Annotated in this window: 19 protein-coding genes; 3 read left to right on the forward strand and 16 right to left on the reverse strand. The window is 65.0% G+C overall.

What is annotated here, in order from left to right:
* Window position 1 precedes the first annotated feature (1 nt).
* From ftsZ to dinB, 15 genes are all read right to left on the reverse strand, one after another.
* Window positions 2–1231, reverse strand: coding sequence for a cell division protein FtsZ (ftsZ, locus tag ACS5PJ_RS14625; protein WP_439435590.1), 1230 nt, complete (start codon window positions 1229–1231; stop codon window positions 2–4).
* A 185-nt stretch (window positions 1232–1416) separates the two neighbouring features.
* Window positions 1417–2346, reverse strand: a complete 930-nt coding sequence (locus ACS5PJ_RS14630) for a cell division protein FtsQ/DivIB (RefSeq protein WP_439435591.1) — start codon at window positions 2344–2346, stop codon at window positions 1417–1419.
* Window positions 2339–3715, reverse strand: a complete 1377-nt coding sequence (murC, locus tag ACS5PJ_RS14635; RefSeq protein ID WP_439435592.1) for a UDP-N-acetylmuramate--L-alanine ligase — start codon at window positions 3713–3715, stop codon at window positions 2339–2341. Before murC ends, ACS5PJ_RS14630 begins: the two co-directional genes overlap by 8 nt.
* Window positions 3712–4812 carry an undecaprenyldiphospho-muramoylpentapeptide beta-N-acetylglucosaminyltransferase gene (gene murG, locus ACS5PJ_RS14640; RefSeq protein ID WP_439435593.1) on the reverse strand — a complete coding sequence of 367 codons (1101 nt, stop codon included), beginning with the start codon at window positions 4810–4812 and terminating at the stop codon, window positions 3712–3714. Before murG ends, murC begins: the two co-directional genes overlap by 4 nt.
* Window positions 4813–4818: 6 nt before the next feature.
* The gene (gene ftsW, locus ACS5PJ_RS14645; RefSeq protein ID WP_439435594.1) at window positions 4819–6108 is read right to left on the reverse strand and encodes a putative lipid II flippase FtsW; all 1290 of its coding nucleotides are present in this window, start codon (window positions 6106–6108) and stop codon (window positions 4819–4821) included.
* A 2-nt stretch (window positions 6109–6110) separates the two neighbouring features.
* Window positions 6111–7688, reverse strand: a complete 1578-nt coding sequence (gene murD / locus ACS5PJ_RS14650) for a UDP-N-acetylmuramoyl-L-alanine--D-glutamate ligase (RefSeq protein ID WP_439435595.1) — start codon at window positions 7686–7688, stop codon at window positions 6111–6113.
* Window positions 7670–8779 (reverse strand): phospho-N-acetylmuramoyl-pentapeptide-transferase, encoded by a 1110-nt coding sequence (gene mraY / locus ACS5PJ_RS14655; RefSeq protein WP_439435596.1) that lies wholly within the window; start codon window positions 8777–8779, stop codon window positions 7670–7672. The genes murD and mraY overlap by 19 nt, the downstream gene beginning before the upstream one ends.
* Window positions 8776–10242 (reverse strand): UDP-N-acetylmuramoyl-tripeptide--D-alanyl-D-alanine ligase, encoded by a 1467-nt coding sequence (locus ACS5PJ_RS14660; protein ID WP_439435597.1) that lies wholly within the window; start codon window positions 10240–10242, stop codon window positions 8776–8778. Before ACS5PJ_RS14660 ends, mraY begins: the two co-directional genes overlap by 4 nt.
* Before the next feature lie 6 nt (window positions 10243–10248).
* The gene (locus ACS5PJ_RS14665) at window positions 10249–11901 is read right to left on the reverse strand and encodes a UDP-N-acetylmuramoyl-L-alanyl-D-glutamate--2,6-diaminopimelate ligase (RefSeq protein ID WP_439435598.1); all 1653 of its coding nucleotides are present in this window, start codon (window positions 11899–11901) and stop codon (window positions 10249–10251) included.
* 87 nt (window positions 11902–11988) lie between these two features.
* The gene (locus ACS5PJ_RS14670; RefSeq protein ID WP_439435599.1) at window positions 11989–13785 is read right to left on the reverse strand and encodes a peptidoglycan D,D-transpeptidase FtsI family protein; all 1797 of its coding nucleotides are present in this window, start codon (window positions 13783–13785) and stop codon (window positions 11989–11991) included.
* Window positions 13786–13888: 103 nt separating this feature from the next.
* Window positions 13889–14584, reverse strand: a complete 696-nt coding sequence (gene ftsL / locus ACS5PJ_RS14675) for a cell division protein FtsL (protein ID WP_439435600.1) — start codon at window positions 14582–14584, stop codon at window positions 13889–13891.
* Window positions 14581–15573, reverse strand: coding sequence for a 16S rRNA (cytosine(1402)-N(4))-methyltransferase RsmH (gene rsmH, locus ACS5PJ_RS14680; protein ID WP_439435601.1), 993 nt, complete (start codon window positions 15571–15573; stop codon window positions 14581–14583). The genes ftsL and rsmH overlap by 4 nt, the downstream gene beginning before the upstream one ends.
* A 166-nt stretch (window positions 15574–15739) precedes the next feature.
* Window positions 15740–16168 (reverse strand): division/cell wall cluster transcriptional repressor MraZ, encoded by a 429-nt coding sequence (mraZ, locus tag ACS5PJ_RS14685; RefSeq protein ID WP_066285792.1) that lies wholly within the window; start codon window positions 16166–16168, stop codon window positions 15740–15742.
* 393 nt (window positions 16169–16561) lie between these two features.
* On the reverse strand, window positions 16562–16936 hold the full coding sequence (locus ACS5PJ_RS14690) for an SCO2097 family morphological protein (RefSeq protein ID WP_439435602.1): 375 nt from the start codon (window positions 16934–16936) through the stop codon (window positions 16562–16564).
* Between the two features lie 261 nt (window positions 16937–17197).
* A complete protein-coding gene (gene dinB, locus ACS5PJ_RS14695) occupies window positions 17198–18421 on the reverse strand; it encodes a DNA polymerase IV (protein ID WP_439435603.1) in 1224 nt (407 codons plus the stop codon).
* Window positions 18422–18495: 74 nt separating this feature from the next.
* Here dinB and ACS5PJ_RS14700 point away from each other — a divergent pair, with 74 nt between their 5' ends.
* Window positions 18496–19020 carry a hypothetical protein gene (locus ACS5PJ_RS14700; RefSeq protein ID WP_439435604.1) on the forward strand — a complete coding sequence of 175 codons (525 nt, stop codon included), beginning with the start codon at window positions 18496–18498 and terminating at the stop codon, window positions 19018–19020.
* Window positions 19017–20111 carry a polyprenyl synthetase family protein gene (locus ACS5PJ_RS14705; RefSeq protein ID WP_439435605.1) on the forward strand — a complete coding sequence of 365 codons (1095 nt, stop codon included), beginning with the start codon at window positions 19017–19019 and terminating at the stop codon, window positions 20109–20111. Before ACS5PJ_RS14700 ends, ACS5PJ_RS14705 begins: the two co-directional genes overlap by 4 nt.
* Window positions 20112–20153: 42 nt before the next feature.
* Here ACS5PJ_RS14705 and ACS5PJ_RS14710 read toward each other — a convergent pair whose 3' ends face one another.
* Window positions 20154–20507: an Rv2175c family DNA-binding protein gene (locus tag ACS5PJ_RS14710; protein WP_439435606.1), complete on the reverse strand. Its 354-nt coding sequence runs from the start codon at window positions 20505–20507 to the stop codon at window positions 20154–20156.
* A gap of 236 nt (window positions 20508–20743) precedes the next feature.
* On the opposite strand from ACS5PJ_RS14710, the gene ACS5PJ_RS14715 reads away from it, so the two are divergent.
* On the forward strand, window positions 20744–22147 hold the full coding sequence (locus tag ACS5PJ_RS14715; protein WP_439435607.1) for a LysM peptidoglycan-binding domain-containing protein: 1404 nt from the start codon (window positions 20744–20746) through the stop codon (window positions 22145–22147).
* The last annotated feature ends 88 nt before the right edge of the window (window positions 22148–22235 follow it).

Below are 22235 nucleotides of genomic sequence, written 5' to 3' on the forward strand. Positions count from 1 at the left end.
CCTATTTCAGGAAGTCGGGGACATCCAGGTCATCCGCACGGCTTCCCGAGAGGTCCGGCTCCACTACCGAGGGGAGGTCGACGTCGAAGCCTGAGTCTGCGGGAACGGACGACTGCCGCTGCTGGCCCCAGTTGCTGAGTCCGGACGCGCCGACACCGGCGTGCACAGGCTGGGCGTTCAACTGGTGGCTGCCTGCGGAGGAGGCGGGTGCCTGGGTCGGTGCCGCGGCGGGCCGCTGGGGCGCCACCTGGGGCTGTGACTGGTCCATGGACGGCGAGGTGGCCTTGACGTCGTCGAACCCTGCGGCGATGACCGTCACGCGGGCTTCGTCGCCCAGGGCGTCGTCGATGACCGCACCGAAGATGATGTTGGCTTCCGGGTGGGCCACTTCCTGGACAAGCCGGGCTGCTTCGTTGATTTCGAACAGACCAAGGTCCGAACCGCCCTGGATGGACAACAGGACGCCGTGGGCGCCGTCAATGGAAGCCTCCAGGAGCGGGGAAGCGATGGCCAGCTCTGCAGCCTTGACGGCACGGTCTTCACCGCGGGCGGAGCCGATGCCCATCAGCGCAGAGCCTGCACCCTGCATGACGGACTTGACGTCGGCGAAGTCAAGGTTGATCAGGCCGGGGGTGGTGATGAGGTCCGTGATGCCCTGGACACCGGACAGCAGGACCTGGTCAGCGGAGCGGAAGGCGTCCAGGACCGAAACGTTGCGGTCGCTGATGGACAGCAGACGGTCGTTGGGGATGACGATCAGGGTGTCCACTTCGTCGCGGAGGGCGTCGATGCCTGCTTCGGCGGAACCTGCACGGCGGCGGCCTTCGAACGTGAAGGGACGGGTTACCACGCCGATGGTCAGCGCGCCGAGCGAGCGGGCAATGCGGGCGACGACCGGAGCGCCGCCGGTGCCGGTTCCGCCACCTTCGCCGGCGGTGACGAAGACCATGTCCGCGCCGCGGATGACCTCTTCGATCTCCTCGGCGTGGTCCTCGGCAGCCTGCCGGCCCACCTCCGGGTTCGCACCGGCGCCCAGGCCGCGGGTCAGCTCACGCCCGATGTCGAGCTTGACGTCGGCATCGCTCATCAACAATGCCTGCGCATCGGTGTTGACGGCGATGAACTCGACGCCGCGGAGACCGACCTCGATCATGCGGTTGACTGCGTTCACGCCACCGCCGCCGATGCCGACGACCTTGATGACGGCCAAGTAGTTCTGCGGAGCTGCCACGTTACGTGTCCCTTGTTCGTGTTCTATTGCGAAAACTGTGGAGTCGGGCTTGAAGCTTGAAACCCTAACCTTCGAGTTGAAGGTTATAGTTATGTCAAGTAACTCATGTCTGGAACGCTATTTCCTATGTTCTGGACATTCAATAACCGGCGCCGCGTGTCGCGCGATTACCGGAAAATAAACCGTCACCGCGTCACGGGATGACGGGGCGCACTCACATCGTAGACACGCACGGGGTTTTTGGGATCGGCTGGTACCTTCAGCAAAGCCTCGAGCACCTTTGCCTTCAGTTCCTTCTCCCCCGCGTTGCCCCAGACGATGGTCTGGCCGTCCACCAGCTTCAGCTCGACGGCGTCCACGGACTGGGCAGAGGCGTTCGACAGCCGCGCCAGGATATCCAGCGGGAGGGCTCCCAGGACCGCTGCAGTGGCCTGGAAGAGTTCTCTGCCAATGGTTCCCGCCCCGCCGTCGATCACAGGCAGGGCGACTGACGCAGTGTCCGACGTGGCAGCCAGCACCACACCATCCACATCGACTAGCTGGTACTGTTCCCCCTGCTTCACCAACGCGACCGGGACCCGTTCGCGTACCTCCACCACCAGCTCGGACGGCGGCCGGGCCTGGGTGGAGACGGACTTGACCTGGACGAGGGGCTCCAGGAGGCGTGCCACCTCCTCGTCGCTGATCTGGGGCAAGGGCCTGCCCTTGAGCGGGTCAAGGGCAGCTTTGACCTGGTCGGCAGTGACCAGCCTGGTCCCGGACACCGAAACAGTTCCTACGGCCAGGAGGGGGGAAAAGATTGCGGCGGCCAGTAAGGCCGCAACCACCACCAGGGCAGTGCAAAGCGCAGCAAGGATGTTCCTCCTGCGCCGCTTTGCGGGCGGCTCGGGGAAGGTCAGCACATTGTCGCGGCGGGAGGGCCCATCGCTGCCGTACCTTTTGCCGTCACGTTTCTTCGTCATGGTTGGAGCCTGGCCGGCCGGTTTTGGGGCCGGTGCCGCGGCGGGCTCCGGCGCGCTCTTTGAGGCAGAGATGACCGCCGGCTCTGCCTGCCCGGTCTCCGCCCGTTTCCGGCCGCCGGGCGAGGCGTAGGTGGGCCGGCGCGGACTACCCACCGAGGGCCTGCACAATCTTCGGCCCGAAAGCCGTGACGTCCCCGGCGCCGACAGTCAGAACGACGTCCCCGGGCCCCGCAGCCGTTGCCAGGGCATCCACCGCGGCAGCGGACTCCACGAGGCGTCCGCCGTGGGCCAGGTGTTCGGCGATGAGCTGGCTGGTGACCCCGGGGATGGGATCTTCCCGTGCAGGGTAGATGTCCAGGACCAGGGCCGTGTCGGCCAGGTTCAGGGCGTCAGCGAATTCCCTCGCAAACTCCCTGGTCCTGGAGAAGAGGTGGGGCTGGAACAGGACGTGGACCTTGTGCCCGCCGGCCACGGAGCGGGCCGCGGTGAGGGCTGCCCGGACCTCCGTGGGATGGTGGGCGTAATCATCAAAAACGCGTACGCCGCGCGCCTCTCCCTTCAGTTCGAAGCGGCGGGACGCACCGGAAAAGTCCGCGAGGGCCCGCGCCGCCGCGGCGGGGTCGACGCCGAGCTCCAGGGCGACGGCGACGGCGGCCGCAGCGTTCAGCGCGTTGTGCCGTCCAGGCACCTGCAGCTCCAGGGCGAAGCGTCCTGCAGGCGAGGAGACCGCCACGTCCCCGGGGCCGCCGTCGTGCAATACCAGGTCGGACCGGTCCGAGGTTCCGTACAGCACCACCCTCGTGTTGCCGCGCGCCAGCGTGCGCTCGGCCAAGGCCAGGGCACCGGCGTCGTCAGCGCAGGCGATCAGGACCCCGTCTGCAGGGAGAAGCATGGTGAAGCGGTCAAAGGACTCGTAGACGGCGTCAGCCGTGCCGTAGTAGTCCAGGTGGTCAGGTTCAACGTTGGTGACCACGGCAATCCTCGGCCGGTAGTTCAGGAAGGACCCGTCGGATTCGTCGGCCTCGGCCACAAAAACTCCGGATGTCCCGTGGGCGGCGTTGACGCCGAGGGAAGGCACGTTGGCGCCGATGGCGAACGAGGGGTCCAATCCGGCGCCCTGGAGGAGGACGGTGATCATGGAGGTGGTTGTTGACTTGCCGTGAGTGCCCGCGACAGTGACGACGAGGTCCTCCCCCATGGTGGCCGCCAGGGCTTCCGAGCGGTGCAGGACGGGCAGCCCGGCGGCGCGTGCGGCAACCAGCTCGGGGTTGTCGGCGCGGATAGCGGAGCCGGCCACCACGGTTTCGGCATCGCCGATGTTGACGGCGCTGTAACCCACGGCGATCCTCGCGCCGGCGGCGGCCAGCTCGGCCAACACGGGAAGGTCCTTGGCATCGGATCCGCTCACGGGCACGCCGCGTGCCACCATGATGCGGGCCACGGCGGACATGCCCACCCCGCCGATGCCGATGAAATGGACGCGGCCCAGGGATTGCTGGCTGCGGAGGCCGGCCGGGCTCATGCGGATACCGCTTCCAGGACAAGGTCAGCCATCAACTGATCGGCGTTTCTGATACCCAGGCGGCGTGAGCTGGCCGCCATGACGGCAAGCCTCCCGGGATCGGTAACCAGGGGAATGAGCTCGCGCACCACCCACTGCGGGGTGAAATCCCTGTCCGGAACGATCACCGCACCGCCGGCGTTCACCAGCCCTGCAGCGTTCAGGGCCTGTTCGCCGTTGCCAATGGGCAGCGGGACAAACACGGCCGGCACGCCCACTGCCGCTGCTTCGCTGACAGTCGCCGCGCCGGCCCGCGCAAGCAGCACGTCTGCGGCGGCGTACACGAGCTCCATGCCATCCACGTACTCGACCTGGCGGTAGCCCTCTGCGGCGAGCGGGCCGCCGTCGGCTCCCATAACGGTCTTTCCACGGCCGGTGATGTGGAGCGTCTGGATTCCGGCGGCAGCAAGGTCCTTGACGGCTGCGGCGACCGCCTGGTTGATGCTCTGCGCGCCGGACGAACCGCCGGTGACAATCAGCGTGGGCTTGGCAGGTTGCAGGCCCAGTGCTTCACGTGCGGCGGCCCGGGCAGAGTCCCTGTCGAGGCCGGATATTTCCGTGCGCATGGGCATGCCGACATGGCGGGCGTGGCGCAGGCGGGTGCTGTCGAAGGCGGTGGCCACGTGACGGGTCAGGAACGAGCCCACGCGGTTCGCGAGGCCGGGCCTGGTGTTGGCTTCATGGATCACGATGGGGATCCCCCGCCGCCGGGCCGCGAGATACAGCGGCGTGCAGACGTAGCCTCCCACCCCCACGAGGACATCGGCGGACGCCTCGTCAAGGATGCGGCCGGACTGCCGCACGGCACCAGCCAGCCGGGCAGGCAGCCTGAGCAGGTCCATGGAGGGTTTCCTCGGAAACGGAACGCGGTCAATAGTGGCGAGCTCCACGCCGGCGGCCGGAACCAGCCGGGTCTCCATGCCTGCCGGCGTACCCACGGCCAGCAGCCTGGCTCCCGGCACGGCGGAACGGAGCGCTGCCGCGATGGCAAGCAGCGGGCTGATGTGGCCGGCGGTTCCGCCGCCCGCGAGGACAATGGAGGGGTTCTGGGATGTCATGTGGTGCTAGGTACGCTTTCTGACGGTTTTCTTGGAGCCGGTTAATCCCCGCGCCCGTTTGGTGCCGAACTTCAGCAGCTTCTTGGGCCGCAGCGCTGGAGCCATCTGTTCGCGTGCCAGCGACAGGACCACGCCGACGGCACACAGTGACATCAGCAGCGCCGAGCCGCCGTAGGAAATGAACGGCAGGGGCACTCCGATGACCGGCATCAGGCCTGTCACCACGGCCATGTTGACGGTGGCCTGACCCAGCAGCCAGACCATGATGGTGCCGGCAAGGACGCGGTGGAACATGTCCTCCTGCGCCACCACTACGCGGTAAATCGCCGCACCGAGGATGGCAAAAAGGACAAGTACGACGACGGTGCCCACCAGGCCGAGTTCCTCGCCGATGATGGCAAAAATGAAGTCGTTGTGGGCTTCGGGAATCCAGCTGTATTTCTGCCGGCTCTGGCCAAGGCCCACGCCGAACCAGCCGCCCGAGGCAAGCCCGTAGATACCGTTGGTTGCCTGGTAGTTGGCGTCAATGCCGTCGGCACAGGACTGCCCTGTCCACCAGGAGGTGATGCGGCACATCCGGTTTGAGCTGGTGATGGCCATGACTGCTGTCCCGGCGGCGGCCACCAGGGCGGCAAACCCGAACAGATAAAGGGGCACACCGGCGAAAAAAAGAGCCGCAGCCGTGATCATCATGATGATCATCGCCGTACCGAGGTCGTTGCCCAGGAGTACCAGTCCAATCACGCCGCCCGCCAGCGGCACCGCTGGAATCAGGACGTGGGGCAGGCGCTGGAGCAGCTTCCCTTTCCTGGCAAGGACTGTGGCCATCCACAGTGCAAGGGCAAGCTTGGACGCCTCGGACGGCTGGAACGTGATGCCGCCGATATCGATCCAGTTCTTGTTTCCGTTGACTTCGTCACCGATCAGCTGGACCAGGACCAGCAGGACCAGGGCGCCTCCCAGGCCGGGCCAGGCCAGGCGTTTGAGCCAGACCACGTTGATGCGCGAGAGGACGAACATGGTGAAGATGCCGATTGCGGCGAACATGCCCTGTTTGAGGGCATCCCCGTAGGGCGACTTTCCGGCGGCAATTGATTCAACACTGGAGGCCGAAAGCACCATCATGATGCCTATGGCGGTCAGGGCAAGCGTGGAGCCCAGGATGAGGTAGTAGGTTGAACCGTTCCTGGATGTCCCTGTTCCTTCGAGCGTGGACCAGAAACCCCGGTACCAGCCCCGGATCCTTGCCGGAACCGTGGGCCGGGTTGCCGGCGGGCGGGTGGGCGTGCTGACCATTGTCACTCCTCGCCGGTCTTGGCCTGCCCTTCCACCAGCTCGCGGACAGCTTCGATAAAGGCGTCGCCGCGGTGAGCGTAGGAAGAGAACTGATCCATGGAAGCAGCTGCCGGGGCCATCAGGACGGTGTCCCCGGGTGCGGCCAGCTGCGCTGCTGACGCGACGGCCCGGGCCATCACCCTCTCACCGGAAACCGGAGAGCTGGCCTCGATGGCTCCGCCCGTTACGGCAGTCTGCCTATTTTCAGTGTCGCCCGCCGGTGGCAGGATCACGGGGACATCGGGTGCGTGTCGCCGCAGGGCATCGGCCAACGGCGCCGTGTCGGTGCCGATGAGTATGACAGCCTTCAGCCGTGCTGCGTGCTCACGCACCAGGTCGTCGTAGCTGACGCCCTTCGAGAGTCCGCCGGCAATCCAGATGACGTTACTGAAGGTTCCCAAAGAGGCTGCCGCGGCGTGCGGATTGGTTGCCTTGGAGTCGTTGACCCAAAGCACTCCGTTTTCCCGGGAAACGGGCTGTATGCGGTGGTTGCCCGGCACATAGTCCTGGATTCCCCGGCGCACCGCTTTGGGCTCCACGCCGTAGGCCCGGACCAGGGCAGCGGCAGCAAGTGCGTTGGCCACCATATGGCGGGGAGCAAACTCGCCGAGGTCCCCGAGGGAAGCCAGTTCGGCCGCGCTGTCCTTCCGCTCCTCGATGAACGCACGGTCCACCAGGAGCCCTTCCACCACCCCGAGCATGCTGATGGCCGGGGTCACTGTAGTGAAACCTATGGCCCGGCAGCCCTCCACGACGTCGGCGTCTTCGACCATCCGTTCGGTCTCGATCTGCTCTGCGTTGAAGATGCACGCCTTTTGGGTACGTTCGTAGACCTTCGCCTTGTCCGCGAGGTAGGAGTTGTAGGAACCGTGCCAGTCGACATGGTCTTCGGCCACGTTGAGGCAGACGCTGGCGACCGGCGACACGGATTCGGCCCAGTGCAGCTGGAAGCTGGAAAGCTCGACGGCGAACACGTCATACTCAACGGGGTCGCGGAGGGCATCCAGAATAGGGGTTCCCACGTTGCCTACCGCAATGGCCTTCAGTCCGGCCGCCTGCAGCATTGACTCTGTCAGTCCCACCGTGGTGGTCTTGCCGTTGGTGCCGGTAATGGTGAGCCAGTCCGCCGTTTTGTGGCCCTCCCGCACCCGCAGGCGCCAGGCAAGTTCGACGTCGCCCCACACCGGAAGGTGGGCGCGGGCGGCCGCCGCGAGCAGCGCCTGGTCCGGCCGCCAACCCGGAGAGGTGACGATGAGATCGGGGAAGGCGCCGTCGATCCTGGGGACTTTGCTGACGGCTTCCTCACCCAGGAGTACATCGGTGGCGCCGACGATCTTCAGCGTGTCAGCCTGGGCCCTGGCCGTTTCGCTGGTGGCGGCGTCAACCACCACAACATGGGCGCCCAGTTCGATGAGCGTATCGGCCGCGGCAAAACCCGAAACGCCGATACCGGTCACCACTACGCGCAGTCCCGCCCAGTCGGAGTCCCAGCTGAGAAGGTTCTGCAGGCGGGGCGAAACAGTCACAGGAGCACAACCCATTCTGCGTAGAAGACGCCCAGGCCCACGGCAACGAAGAGCCCGCCCAGGATCCAGAACCGGACAACGACGGTGACTTCGGCCCAGCCTTGGAGCTCGAAGTGGTGTTGCAGCGGGGCCATCTTGAAGATCCGTTTGCCGCCGGTGGCTTTGAAGTAGCCCACCTGGATGATCACGGACAGGGTAATCAGGACGAACAGGCCGCCGATGATTCCCAGCAGCAGTTCCGTACGCGAGAGGATGGCAAAGCCGGCAATGGCACCGCCGATGGCAAGCGATCCCGTGTCACCCATGAAAATCTTCGCCGGAGACGTGTTCCACCACAGGAACCCGACCAGGGCTGCGCTGATGATCGCAGCCAGGAGAGCCAGGTCCAGGGGATCCCGGACGGAGTAGCAGCCGCTGCCGGCCTGCCGCGGCGACCCGCACGCCTGGTTGCTCTGCCAGAAACCCATCAGCGTGTAAGCACCAAACACCATGATCGAGGCTCCTGCCGCCAGCCCGTCGAGGCCGTCGGTGAGGTTTACGCCGTTGGTTGCCGCTGTGACGATCAGGTTGGACCAGAGGACAAAGAGTATGGCCCCGACCACCGTGCCGGCGAACGCCAGGTCAAGCCAGGGCACGTCCCGGACCAGGGAAATCTTCGTGGACGCGGGCGTGACGCCGTCCGCGTTGGGGAAATTCAGCGCGAGGATGGCGAAGCCGATGCCTACCGCAGCCTGCAGGATGAGCTTGGCTTTCGCGTCCAGGCCAAGGCTGCGCTGGCGGGAGATCTTGATAAAGTCATCCAGGAAGCCCACCAGCCCCATCCCCACCATCAGGAAGAGCAGGATCAGGGCGGACGCGGAGGGGCCGGCCGAGTCCGGGTTCATCATCCACATGATCAGGTGCGTCAGTCCGTAGCTGAGCAGGACTGCTGCCACCACGACAGTTCCGCCCATGGTGGGGGTGCCGCGCTTGGTGTGGTGTGAAGTGGGTCCGTCATCGCGGATGAATTGGCCGTAGCTCTTATGAACCAGCAGGCGGATAAACAACGGGGTCCCTGCCAGCGCGAGCAGCAGGGCCAGTCCCGAGCCGATCAGAAGTGCAATCACAGCAGTTTGCTCCCTCGGTCGGCAGGTTGGACGGATTGTGGGGGTAATGCTATCCGATCGCCCAGATGCCGCAGCCCCACGCTGTTCGACGACTTGAAGAGCACCAGATCGCCGGGTTCAAGCTCCGCGTCGAGGATTGCGTAGGCCTCTTCCGCCGTTTCGGCGAAGACACATTCGTCACCCCAGGAGCCTTCCTGGACGGCGGAAACATACAGTGCGCGGGCTTCACGGCCAACAACCACAAGACGTGAAATGTTCAGTCGGACCACCTGGGTTCCCACTGCTGTGTGCTCGCGGATCGAATCGGCTCCAAGTTCCAGCATGGCTCCCAGGACAGCCCATGTCCGGCGTCCCCGGCCAAGATCTGCCAGGGTGCGCAGGGCGGCCCGCATGGATTCGGGATTCGCGTTGTATGCGTCATTAATGACCGTGACGCCGTCAGCCCGTTCAGTGCGTTCCATCCGCCACCGGCTGGCCGCCGACTGTGTACTCAACGAGGCAGCGATGTCCCGTCCAGGCACGCCCGCGGCAAAGGCCGCAGCAGCCGCAGCCAGGAGGTTGCCGGTGTGGTGAGCCCCGATGAGGCGGCTGCTGACGTGCAGGCCGGCCTCTTCGCCGGGCAGCCGGAGGTCGAATTCGGGGTTTCCCGCGGCGTTGGTGTCCGGATTGACCGCCTGGACAGCTGCGTCGGTGCGTCCTTCGGCTGAGAAGCCCAGCACGACGGCGCTGGTGCGGCTCCGCATGGCGGCCACGCGTTCGTCGTCGAGGTTGATGATCGCGGTTCCGGCGGGTTCAAGGGCTTCGAGCAGCTCGCCCTTTGCCTGGGCGATGTTCTCCACACCGCCGAACTCGCCGGCGTGTGCAGTGCCGACGCCAAGGACCACTCCAATGTCCGGCTTGACCATGTCCGCCAGATAGCGGATATGCCCGATGCCCGTGGCGCCCATCTCAATCACCAGGTACCGCGTATCCGCATCAGCCCGGAAAACAGTGAGCGGAACACCGACTTCGCCGTTATAGGATCCCTGCGGCGCAACGGTGGGTCCATGCTGGGCGAGGACTCCTGCAAGGAGGTCTTTGGTCGTCGTTTTGCCGGCGGATCCGGTAATTCCTATGACGGTGAGAACGCCGTTCGCGGCAGCCTTGGCTGAGCGGATCCGGCGGACTGCCTCGGCGGCGAGGGCACCCATGGCCAGTACAGCATCCGGGACCAGGACGGCGGGGTACTTCTCACCATCCGGGCCGGAGACCGGGCGCTCCGCCAGGACAAGCACCGCCCCCCGGCTGAAAGCCGCAGCGACGAAGTCGTGGCCGTCGGCCTGCTCGCCCGGCTTAGCCACGTAGAGGGACCCGGACGTGGCCTCGCGGGAATCAGTGACCACCGAAAGGGGCGTGATCCCGGGATCGGCGTCAAGGCGGCCGTTGGTAATTTCGGCGATTTCCGCCGCAGTAAATGCAATCATCTCGGTCTAGGACTCTATCCGGTCGTCTTGGAGAACGGTGAATCCCCTGGCTGTCAAGGCGTTCCGGAGCTCCACCCGGTCATCGAGCACGAGGTTGACGCCCTTGACTTCCTGCCAGACCTCGTGACCGCGGCCCGCCACGAGGATGGTGTCGTGCGGCTCGGCCAGCTCTACTGCCCGTTCGATGGCGGTGTCGCGGGGATAAACCTCCTCGATGACGCACTCCAGAGCTTCCTGCTCCCGGGCTGCCTGCGCACCCGCCATCACCTCGGCACGGATGGCCGCCGGGTCTTCATCATGGGGGTCGTCATCGGTCACGATCACAACGTCCGCGAGCCGGGCCGCGACCGCTCCCATGGCCGGCCGTTTGCCTTGGTCCCGCTGCCCGGTGGCCCCGAAGACAACTATTGCCCGGGAGCCGGGCACGGGCGACCTGACGGCTTCCAGTGCCCGGGCAAGGGCGTCCGTGTTGTGCGCAAAATCGACGACGGCGGCCGGCGCCTCCGAGACCAGCTGCATCCTGCCCGGCACAGCCACGGTGAAGGGGTCGTGCTCATCCAGGGCCGCCTGCACGGCCGCGGCGTCCATACCTCCGGCCAGGACCATCACGGTGGCCAGCGCCGCGTTGGCGACGTTGAAGCTACCGGGCAGCCCGGTGTGGACTTTCAGCACCAGGCCGTCGGGGCCCTGGAGGGTGAAGTCGGAACCCAGGCCGCGGGGGACCGTTTCCGTGACTTTCCAGTCGGCGTCTCCGGGCGCAGGAGCTGCACCCGGGGTGGTCAGGACAGTGGTGACCGGGATCTCCGCCGTGGCGGCAAGCCTGCGGCCCCATTCGTCGTCGACCGTCACCACGGCGGCGCGGGCGCGGCGCGGCGTGAAAAGTTCCGCTTTGGTGGAAAAGTAGTCCTCCATGGTCCCGTGCAGGTCCAGGTGGTCCTGCGTCAGGTTGGTGAACCCCGCGACGTCGAACATCACACCGTCCACCCGCTGGAAGGACACGGCGTGGGACGAAACTTCCATTGAGGCGGCGTCCAGGCCTCTTTCCCGCATCAGTGCCAGCAGTCCGTGGAGATCCGTTGATTCGGGCGTGGTCAAAAGGCTGGGAATCGGCTTCCCGCCGGCAAGGATCTCGATGGTTCCGATCAGGCCGGTCTTCTGCCCCAGCGAGCGGAGCAGGGCGTTGATGAAGTAGGTGGTGGTGGTCTTGCCGTTGGTGCCCGTCACGGCGTACAGGCGCGGTGCCGTCCCGGTGGGCGGCTGGCTCCGGTAGATCAGGGCTGAGAGCGGCCCCACGACATTGCGCGGGTCCGCCACCACCAGGACAGGAACGGCGGTGTCCTCGGAGAGGGCCAGAATGCGGGCGCCGGCGTCGTCCGTGAGGACGGCCACCGCTCCCCTGTCCACCGCCTGCGACACGAAGTCGGCGCCATGGCGGGTGGCACCGGGCAGGGCCACGTACAGGTCACCGGGCTCCACGGTGCGCGAGTTCAGCGATATTCCGGTGACGCTGACTTCAGCGGACGAACCCCGGACCGGAACACCGATTGCCTCCCCGATGCGGTCCAGGTGGACTGCGGCAACGGCGGTGGGCCTGAACCGGTTGGTGGGGGTTTCCCCCTCCGGCGCGCTGCTGCTGCCTGGTGCGTTCTGGTGTGACAAGGGGATCTCCGAAGGTGCTAGTGGATCATATGCCCGCCGGAAACTGTTTCCGGTGCGGGCACACTGGGACTGCTGCCTGGCGTGGTACTACTTGGCGAACTGCGGCAACCTGGCCGGTTCACCCGTGGACGGCTGGATGTTGTAGGTGCGCAGCGCCTGACTCATCACCGAGCGGAACACCGGCCCCTGGGTGATGCCGTAGATATTGCCCTTCGGACGCTGCAGCACCACCTCAACAATAAACCGCGGGTCATCCATCGGTGCCATCCCCACGATCGAAGCGGTGAAGCCGCAGAATCCCGACTTGCCGTCGTCGCACGGTGATTCAGATGTTCCGGTCTTTGCCCCCACGCGGTAACCGTCGATCGCAGCGTCCTTGATCTGCCCTTCGGTGACCGCGCTTTCGAGGATGTCCTGGACCTGCTGGGCCGTGTTGTTGGAGACCACCTGGCGGGAGGGCTGGGCGGGGACCTTCTCCGCTTTGCCGTCGGCCGGGATATAGGCATCGATCAGCCTGGGCTGGAGCATCACGCCGTTGTTGGCGATTGTCTGGAACGCCCGCACTGTCTGGAGTGTCGATTGTGAGACCCCCTGGCCGAAGAGCACCGTGTACTCCTGGCGCCCGTCCCACTGGTCGGCGGGGGTCAGGATGCCGGCCGCGACGGCGGGCAGGCCGATGTCCGGTGCCTCGCCGATTCCGAATTTTTTGAGCCAGTCGTACCTTTGTTCCTTGGTGAGTCGCTGGCCGGCCATCACTGTTCCCGTATTCATGGACCAGCCCAGAATCCCGGCGAGGGTGCGGTCTTCGGTGCCGTGGGCGAAGGAGTCCGTAAACGTCTGGCCGTCCACGGTGTACGAGGGTCCGAGCGTGAAGGTATCCGTGGGGCTGGACTTGCCTTCTTCAATCAGGGCGGCAGCGGTGATCATCTTCTGCACGGATCCGGGCTCGTAAGCAGCAGTCACCGAACGGACACCACGGTCTTTGGCCGCCACCCGGCCGGGATCGTTGGGGTCCGGGGCGTTGGTATCCGCCATGGCCACGATGTCACCGGTCTTGGCATCCATGACAGTGATGACGCCCCACTCGGCTCCCTGCTTGTCCGACTGGCTCTGGATCGCCTGCTGGGCGAAGTACTGGAGATCTGAATTAAGGGTGAGCCTGATGTCCTTGCCGTTCTCAGGTGGAGTCAGTTCGTCCACTCCCACCGGGATGCGCAGACCGTCTGCACCGATTTCGAAAAGACGTTTCCCGTCTCTCCCGCGCAGCAACTCATCCTGGGTCTGCTCGATGCCGGCCTGGCCAGTGCTGCCATCCTGCAGGAAACCGATGATCCCGCCGGCCACGGACCCGTTCGGGTACACCCTCTTGCTGACGCCCTCCGTGACAATGCCGGGAATCTGCAGCCTGGAGATCCGGTCCTCGACGTCCGGCTTCAGGTCCTTGGCCACGATGTAATACTTCGATTCACCGGTGACTGCCTTCCGGAGTTCGTCTGCGCCGATCCCCAGGACAGCTGCGAGCTCGCTGATGCCCTGGTCCCGGCTGACCTCCACCAGCTTGTCCTGGCCCTCCACCAGCCGCCAGAACTTCTCCGTTTTCGTATTGGTGACCTGGTCAACCACCAGGTTGTAGCGGATCAGGCTGTTGGCCAGCACCACGCCATTTGCGTCGAGTATGCTGCCGCGTTCGGCAGGGAGGGACGTTTCCCGCATCCGGTAATCGAGTGCTGCCGCCGCCATGCCACCGACGTCGAGCCCCTGAACCATGAAAAGCTTGCCGCCCACAACCAGAAGGAGCGTGAGCATGATCCCCAAGCCCAGGCGCAACCGCTTAGTGGTGTTGGGCACCTTGCCGCTTTGTGCCTTGCCGGTCCTCTGCGCCACCGTTTTTCCCTTGCTGCTCGCCGTGTTGCCCGCTTGGGGCTGACTGGTTGTCCGCCTGGTGCCTGGCCGGTGGTCTGACGTGCTGCCTGGCGGCTGCGTTCAGTTACCGGCCGGGCACCTTCTGTTCAGGCGCCGGAACCGAACCGCCGTGAAGTTCGACGGCGGGTGCCGCCGGCGCTGCCGCCCGTGCCTGCGCTGCTGCTTCTGCTCCCGCCGCTGCGGCCGCTGCGGCCTGGGCAGGTACGGCCGGAACCGTTGCCGGCGCCTCGCCCACCGGCTTGCGGCCTGCCAGCGGTTCGCCGGACGTTGCCGGTGGAACCACGGTCAGCAGCCCGGCGACAGCCGGAGCCGGGATAACGGATCCAGCGGCGCCGCCCTTCACGGCCGGGGTTGCCTTGCCTGTTACAGCAAGGGTGGAGAGGTCGATCTGGCCTTTGACCGTGGAGGCTACCATTCCCAAGTCTGCAGCCTTGGCCGCCAGGTTCTGGGGAGCCTCGAAGTTCTGGACCTGCTGTGTCAGATCCTGGTTCTGCTTGGTGAGGCTGCTTTGCTTGCTCTTGAGCTCGACGAGCTGATACTGCGACGTGGACACGGAGATGTTCAGGACCAACACGGCCACCAAGGCAACGGCAAGCATCGCGAAACACATCACCACAAAAGGAGCACGGCGCTTCTTCGGGGCAAAGCGCACCACGGACAACGGTGTGCGTTCCTTGCGGCCGGCCCCGGGCGCAGCGGGCCTGATGGCCGGTGCGGTGCTGCCGGAGATCACCGGGAAGTTCTTGACGGCGGTGCTCATGCTTCTCTCCTGGCTCTGATGCGTTCCACTGCCCGCAACCTTGCGGAAGCTGCGCGCGGGTTCTCTGCGATTTCGACGGCGGTGGGGACTTCGGTGCCCTTTGTCAGGGTCTTGAGGATGGCTTTGTGTTCCTCGAGTTCCACCGGGAAGCCCAGCGGTGCGGAGGATTTCGAGCCTGCCTGGAAAACAGCTTTGACGATCTTGTCCTCCAGGGAGTGGTACGACATCACCACGATGCGCCCGCCCAGGGCGATGGCATCCACGGCGGCCGGGACGGCACGCTCCAGCACATCGAGTTCCTCATTTACTTCGATCCGGAGGGCCTGGAAGGTCCGCTTGGCAGGGTGGCCTCCCGATTTGGCGGCGGCCGCCGGGACAACAGAGCGAATCTGCTCCACCAGTTCGCCGGTGGTGGTGAACGGCTTGACCGCCCTCGCCGCGACGATCCTGTTCGCGATGCGGCCGGCGAACTTCTCCTCGCCCCACTTCCGGATTATCCTGACCAGGTCCTCTTCGCTGTAATTGTTGACCACGTCTGCTGCGGTCTGCCCGCGGCTGGTATCCATCCGCATGTCCAGCGGCGCATCAAAGGAATAGGCGAATCCGCGCTCCCGCTCGTCCAGCTGCAGCGAGGAGACGCCCAGGTCCATCAGGATGCCGTGGACCTCGGTGACGCCCAGGTCTTGGAGGACGTCGGCGATTTCGTCATACACCGCATGGACGAGGTCTGTCCGTGAGGCGAAGGGCGCGAGCCGTTCCCCTGCCAGGGCCAAGGCTTCCTCGTCGCGGTCGATGCCGATCAGATGCAGGTCCGGGAAACGTTGGAGCATGGCCTCGGCATGTCCGCCCATTCCGAGCGTTGCGTCAATGGCGATGGGTGTTTCGCCCCTCAGGCGGGCAGCTTCAAAGCCGGGGGCCAACAAATTGATGCACCGGTCCCGCAGGACCGGCACATGGCGTTCAGACGTCGGCTTCGGGTTTTCGTTCATGCCTTCGTCCTTCCTGCCGTTGGTGTGGTTGTTGCTTCTTAAGCCAGATCCCCATCCGCGCCTATCATTCGGCCGGCCTGGCTCCGGGGAAGTGAGCCAGGTTGACTGTCCGATGGGCGGCTGGAGATCTCGTTCAAGAAGCGCTTTGCCGGGGCCGTTCAGGTGATCACAGGATCCCGGGAATGGCGTCGTCGGTTTCAGAGAAGGCGGTTTCCTTCTCCGCGAGGTACTCGTTCCAGGCCTGGGCATCCCAGATCTCGGCGCGGGTTCCTGCACCGATGACGGCCAGTTCCCTGCCGAGGCCTGCGTACTCCCGGAGTGCGGCCGGAATGGTCACGCGCCCCTGCTTGTCAGGTACCTCATCAGAGGCTCCAGAGAGAAAGACGCGGATGTAGTCACGGGCCTGCTTGGAGGAAATGGGCGCCTCCCGCATCTGCTCGTGAACACGTGCAAACTCCTGCTCACTGAAGACGTAGATGCAACGCTCCTGGCCCCTCGTGAGCACCAGTCCGCCGGCAAGTTCCTCGCGGAACTTTGCGGGGAGGATAATCCGGCCCTTTTCGTCCAGACGCGGCGAGTGTGTGCCCAGAAACACTGGCCCACCGCCTGTCTGCCGAAAGGAACTGCACATCCCCTGTGTTGCAACTACCCTCTTATGTCCTCCACATTACTCCACTTTCCCCCACAGTCAACGCGAAATGGCTCGAACTTCCCCCATTTTGGGGTGTTTGTGCACCCGAATGGCCCGGAAGCACAGGGTGGTGGCAGGTGGAGGAAATTCTGGCGGCCCGAATGCGGCGGCCCTGCGGGTTAAAAGCAAAAGACCCGCCGAAGCGGGTCTTTTTGGCAGTCAGCCTGGTCTTGGGGAGCAAAGTGGGGAATCAGGGAATGGAGGGAACACATCGGATTCATCCGGGTGCGCGCGTCAGGGCATTCTGCATGAACCCTTCACGGCAGGCCGCCTGTCAGCCCGCTTCCGGCAAATCCTTTAGGATTCGTCCCTGCGCCGCTCGTCCCAGCGCTCCTCCAGGCTGCTCATAAAGGAACTCCGTGGTTTTCCGGACTTACCGGTACCGGAGCCGGGGCGCTGGTTTGGCGCTGATGCGTTCCGCATCGTCGCGAAATAGACCCCGCCACCCATGACAACGAAGCCCAGAACACCGACAAAAATGTTCTGGAACGTGACACCGACCAAGAGGAGGGCAACCCCGGCCAGGGCGCAAAGAACGCCGATCACCACGTGCCGGGTGGACCAACTGCGTCCCGGATCCGAACCCATGGAATTCGCGAACTTCGGATCGTCCTCGTGCAGCTGCTTCTCCAACTGCTCCAGCAGCTTCTGTTCGTGCTCCGAGAGCGGCATCACGACCTCCTTAAGTAGGCCAACGTCCGGGCTGGTCCATCCAGTACTACTGCTCCCATAACGACCGACATGCCCAGGTGGTTCCCGCCCCGCCGTCGATGGCGGAATGGCAACACCGGCATGGGAGCCGATGGAACGGCAGCACGTCTAAGAGGTCCGGCAGTAACTGAAAACTATGTACATATAAGGATAGTTTGTCGGGGGCCGTTCTGAAAGACGGCAATGACTTTCCCGGCGCCGCCACCGCCCGCGCGGGCCGCCTCAGTTCCCGTTTCCGGAATCCATGAGACTGGCCGGGAGAATCGATTTGTTGCCGAACTTCCGGCTGACCTCGTCCAGTGCCTGCTCTGCCGCCCGCCAGTTGTCGTCGCGGCGGTCAAGGCTCAGTTGCAGGGACGCCTGTGCGGTCTCCTCCAACTGCTCGGCGCGGATGCCCACCAGCCGGACTGTCATGGGACGCTCTCCCAGTGAATCCAGCAACTGCAGTGCCACGGCGTGGATCAGCTGGGCGCTGTCCACGGGCGTGTGGACGGTCCGGCTCCTGGTGATGGTGGAAAAGTCCGCATAGCGGAGCTTCAGGGCCACGGTCCGGGCAACCATCCCCGAACTCCGCAACCGCCCTGCCGTTCGATGGGCAAGCCGGAGCAGCTCACGGCTGATAATGGCGTCGTCGCCGGTATCCACGGCAAAGGTCTCTTCGGCCCCGATGCTCTTTTCCAGCCTGACCGGTGTGACCGGACGCGGATCAATCCCCCACGAAAGCCGGTAGACGTGTTCGCCTGTAGCACCCAGGACCTTCTTGAGGGAGGACAACGGCGTGGCCGCCACGTCGGCCACGGTGTTGATGCCCATCCGGGCAAGGACGTCGGTGGTCTTCGCACCGATTCCCCAGAGGGCGCCCACCGGGAGGCTGTGAAGGTAGGGAACCGTCTCGTCAGGTCCAATGAGCTGCAAACCGTCAGGTTTGCAGCGCGTCGAGGCAATCTTGGCCACGAACTTGCTCGCGGCGATCCCCACGGAGGCGGTAATGCCCAGCTCGGTTGCCACCTGATGCCGGATTTGTTCACCGATGGCGCGCGGGGGCCCCAATCGACGGATCGCACCTCCCACATCCAGGAAGGCCTCGTCGACGCTGAGCGGCTCCACGAGGTCGGTGATGGAATGGAAAATCTCCATCAGCTGCCCCGACACCTCGTAGTACAGCTTGTGGCGCGGTTCAATGATGACCGCCTTGGGGCACATGCGCGCCGCCACCACCATGGGCATGGCTGACTTCACGCCAAAGGCCCGCGCCTCGTACGACGCCGAGAGGACCACCGAACGGTCAGCCGGAAAGCCGACGATCACGGGTTTGCCCCGCAGTTCCGGACGGGTGCGCAGTTCCACGGACACAAAGAAAGCGTCCATATCCACATGCATAATGCAGTTGCGCCGGAGCTCCCGAAGGCCCGCTTCGGTGTACTGGTTGTTCCGCTCTAGCCCCACACCGGCAATTCTATCGGTCGGTACTGACTAAACTGGAGGCTGAATCCGGCATCAACCCCAGGAGGAAAGTCCCTGTGACGGTCATGAGACACCTTAAGGCAACAGGATTGGCGGCCCTTGCCACCGGCGCCATGCTGGCCGTCGCAGCCTGCACCCCCTCGGTTCCCGGTGCGGCGCCGTCCGCCAGCGCCCCCTCCCCCGGGTCCGGCACCTCCACCATGACCGCTTCCGCCAGCCCGACTGCGTCGCCCGGCACCTCCGCCACTGTAGGAAAGATCGTCGAAGGTTTTCCGGAGAAGCTGCTCCCCCTGATACCGGGAGCCACAGTCATTTCGAGCAGTTTTGACAAGGCTGCAACACCGGCAACCGCGGCACTGGTGGCCAGCATCCCTTCCCCGGCCGCCGCCGTCGTGGATTTCTATTCACAGCACCTTCAGGCGCAGGGATTCAAAGCCGTCCCCGGCGATGCCGTGGGCGCCGTGACTTCCAAGGATTTCGTCCGGAATGACACGGAGACGGTCAACGTCGCGGTGGTTGAAGCGGCAGGTGTGGCCACGTTCACCATTGGAGCCAACGTGGCAGCCGAGTCCGCCAAGTGACCGTTTCTGAGCAGCTGAGGCGCGAACAGACGGCGTTCGTGGCGGCGGTTGCCGGCGAGCTGACCGATTTCCTCACCCAGCGGCAAGCCCTCATGTCCGCAATTTCCCCGGATATCGACCCCATCATGGGTTCCATCTCCAACCTGGTGACCGGGGGCAAGAGGCTCCGGGCGCTCATGTGCTACTGGGGCTGGCGCGGCGCAGGCGGGGATCCGTCGGCCGCCCAGATCGTCACGGCAGGATCTGCCCTGGAACTTTTCCAGGCAGCCGCCCTGATCCATGACGACATTATTGACCGTTCGGACACCCGGCGGGGCGGGCCCAGCGTCCATCGCCGCTTCAGCCAGCTGCATCTCGCACAGGGCTGGGCCCTGGACAGCGAGCGGTTCGGGCACGCGGCCGCCATCCTCACCGGAGACCTGTGCCTGTCCTTCAGCGAGGAGGCGTTTACCGAAATCGGCGGACAGGCCGGAACGGGCACGCGGGCACGGCTGATTTTCAACCTCATGCGCGCCGAAGTGATGGCAGGGCAGTACCTGGACATCCTGGAGGAAGTCGCCGGTCCGGTCCGTGACCGTGCGGGTGCGGTGACCCGGGCGCAGTCCATCATCAGGTTCAAGTCGGCCAAATATTCCACCGAACACCCGCTGGCGCTGGGCGGCGCCCTGGCGGGGGCCCCGGACGAACTGCTGCGCGGCTACTCGGCTTTCGCGTTGCCCCTTGGTGAGGCCTTCCAACTGCGCGACGACGTCCTGGGGGTTTTTGGCGACCCGGTCACCACCGGCAAGCCAGCAGGAGACGACCTCCGGGAAGGCAAACGTACAGTGCTGATTGCGCTGGCACTGGAACATGCAACTGCCGCTGAATCGGCTTTCATTGATGCCAAACTCGGCAGCCCTGAACTGGGCGAGGGCGATGTTGCCGAGATTCGCCGGATCATCGAGGAATCCGGGGCGCTGCAGGCGACCGAGGCACTGATCAGCGACTTCGGATCCGAGGCCTTTGACGCCTTGGACCGGCTGCCACTGGATGACCTGCCGAAGACCGCCCTGCGCCGGCTGGCGGAAGCAACCGTCAGCCGCGCCTCCTGACCCGGGCCAGCAACGGCTCCGCCCTGGGAACCGGCTCCCGCCCTACCAGGCCAGAGTCTGGGCCCTGCGCCTGATTTCGGTTTTGCGGCCTTCCCGCAACGCGTCGATCGGCCGGCCACGCAATGAGTCGTCGGCGGTGAACAGCCAGACGATCAGGTCTTCATCGGAGTACCCTGCGTCAGCCAACACCAGAATAGTGCCCTTCAGGCTGTCAACAACCTGGCCGTCCTGGATAAAGGCTGCAGGCACTGACCGTATGCGCCGTTCCCCGACACGCAAAGCCGCGAGGGCCCGCTCATCTATCAGGCTGTGGACTTTCGTAATCGATACGTTCAATAACTGCGCGACATCCGGCAGGGGCAGCCACTCGCCCACAAGGCTTTCTACGTTACTCACGGATCAAGGTTGCCACGGCCGGAGCCCCTGCGCCTAGTCAGTTTCTCCGCCGCCAGGACAAATGGCGCGACACTCCACAAAACTCTTGAAACCGTCAAGGCTGAATTCTTGTGCTATGGAGAATTTCATGAGAGATTCACATAGATCACATTTGTAACAGCAACAACATAAGTAACATTAGTATCAATAGTCACACGTACGTTCCTTCCCGGCAGTTGAAGAAGAGGATTCCTTTCATGACGACGTCCCGCTCGCCAAAGCAGCACCCCAGGCCGAGTCTGCCCATGATTGCCGTCACGACGGCAGCACTGCCTGCGGTTGTCTTGTCGTCACTGGCCCTCGCTCAACCTGCAGCGGCACAGGCCCCTGCGCGGACGGTTCCGGCGACGCTTGCCGCTGCCATGAAGGCCCAGGCAGCCGAAGCCAAGGCGGGCCTGATTCCGGCAGCCGCCGTGTCAACGACCATTCCGGCAGCCTTCCAGCCTGCCCAGCAGGCTGCACCAGCCGAGTACACCGTGGCCCGTGGCGACACCGTCAGCGCCATCGCCGGCAAGTTCGGTCTCGACACGTACGAGATCCTCAAGCTGAACAATCTTCAGCCGAACACCATCATTTATCCCGGGCAGAAGATCAAGCTCTCCGGTACAGCCGGTGCACCCGCGTCTGCTCCTGCGCCCGCGCCCGCAGCGCCCGCCCCGGCCAGCACGGGAGGCAGTTACACGGTAAAGTCCGGTGACACTCTCGGCGCGATCGCCGCCAGGCACAATGTCAGCCTGTCGGATGTCTTCAGCTGGAACGGCCTGAACATGCGCTCCATCATCCACCCTGGCCAAAAGATCAAGGTGGGTGCGGGCGAGTCCGCCGCCCCGGCCGCCCCGGCCCTCCAGCCCGCCTCCGCTCCCGCCGCGCCGGCACCGGCGGCCCCGGCACCGGCGGCCCCCGCACCGGCGCCGGCAGGTTCCTACACGATCAAGGCCGGCGACACGCTGTCCGCCATCGCCTCACGGCACGGCGTCAAACTTTCCGATGTGCTGGCGGCTAACCAGCTGAGCATGACCTCCATCATCTACCCCGGCAACAAGCTGGTGATTCCCGGCGCCTCGGTCCAGCCGGCATCATCCGCCCCTTCGGCGCCGGCCGCCAATGTCACTCCGCTGGTTCCAGGGTCCTTCCTCGGGTTCAGCTACCCTGCGGCCGTGGTCAGTTCCGCGAATGAGAACAAGGCGTTGCTCAACGCCTCTCCCGTACCTTCCAGGGAGCAGATGCGGACCATCGTGGCAGACACTGCCCGCCAGATGGGTGTGGAGCCGTCACTGGCCCTGGCGTTCGCGCACCAGGAATCGGGGTTTAACCAGCGTGCGGTCTCGCCCGCCAACGCCATCGGAACAATGCAGGTAATTCCGAGCTCCGGCCAGTGGGCCTCCGACCTCGTGGGGCGGAAGCTGAACCTGCTGGATCCCTACGACAACGCGACGGCAGGGGTGGCAATCATCAAGCGCCTGATTGCCACGAGCAAGGACCAGGACACCGCGATCGCCGGCTATTACCAGGGCCAGTACTCTGTGAGCAAGTACGGCATGTACGACGACACCAAAGCCTATGTGGCAGCCATCAAGGCCCACCAGAAGAACTTCGGCTAAGCCGCGGCAACACTGCCAAGGCCTGCGTCAGCAGGCAGAGGCGCACGGAAAGGGTCCGGACCGCAGGTCGGTTCGGACCCTTTTTCAT

Origin of the sequence: Pseudarthrobacter cremeus (assembly GCF_051857465.1) — a bacterium.
Taxonomy (GTDB): Bacteria; Actinomycetota; Actinomycetes; order Actinomycetales; family Micrococcaceae; genus Arthrobacter.

What these genes read in the sequence shown, in the direction of transcription:
- ftsW (WP_439435594.1), bottom strand. Translation starts at nt 6,108, where the DNA reads ATGGTCAGCACGCCCACCCGCCCGCCGGCAACCCGGCCCACGGTTCCG.
- ACS5PJ_RS14660 (WP_439435597.1), bottom strand. Translation starts at nt 10,242, where the DNA reads ATGATTGCATTTACTGCGGCGGAAATCGCCGAAATTACCAACGGCCGC.
- ACS5PJ_RS14715 (WP_439435607.1), top strand. Translation starts at nt 20,744, where the DNA reads ATGACGACGTCCCGCTCGCCAAAGCAGCACCCCAGGCCGAGTCTGCCC.
- murG (WP_439435593.1), bottom strand. Translation starts at nt 4,812, where the DNA reads ATGACATCCCAGAACCCCTCCATTGTCCTCGCGGGCGGCGGAACCGCC.
- rsmH (WP_439435601.1), bottom strand. Translation starts at nt 15,573, where the DNA reads ATGAACGAAAACCCGAAGCCGACGTCTGAACGCCATGTGCCGGTCCTG.
- ACS5PJ_RS14690 (WP_439435602.1), bottom strand. Translation starts at nt 16,936, where the DNA reads ATGCCGCTCTCGGAGCACGAACAGAAGCTGCTGGAGCAGTTGGAGAAG.
- murC (WP_439435592.1), bottom strand. Translation starts at nt 3,715, where the DNA reads ATGAGCCCGGCCGGCCTCCGCAGCCAGCAATCCCTGGGCCGCGTCCAT.
- murD (WP_439435595.1), bottom strand. Translation starts at nt 7,688, where the DNA reads ATGGGTTGTGCTCCTGTGACTGTTTCGCCCCGCCTGCAGAACCTTCTC.
- ftsL (WP_439435600.1), bottom strand. Translation starts at nt 14,584, where the DNA reads ATGAGCACCGCCGTCAAGAACTTCCCGGTGATCTCCGGCAGCACCGCA.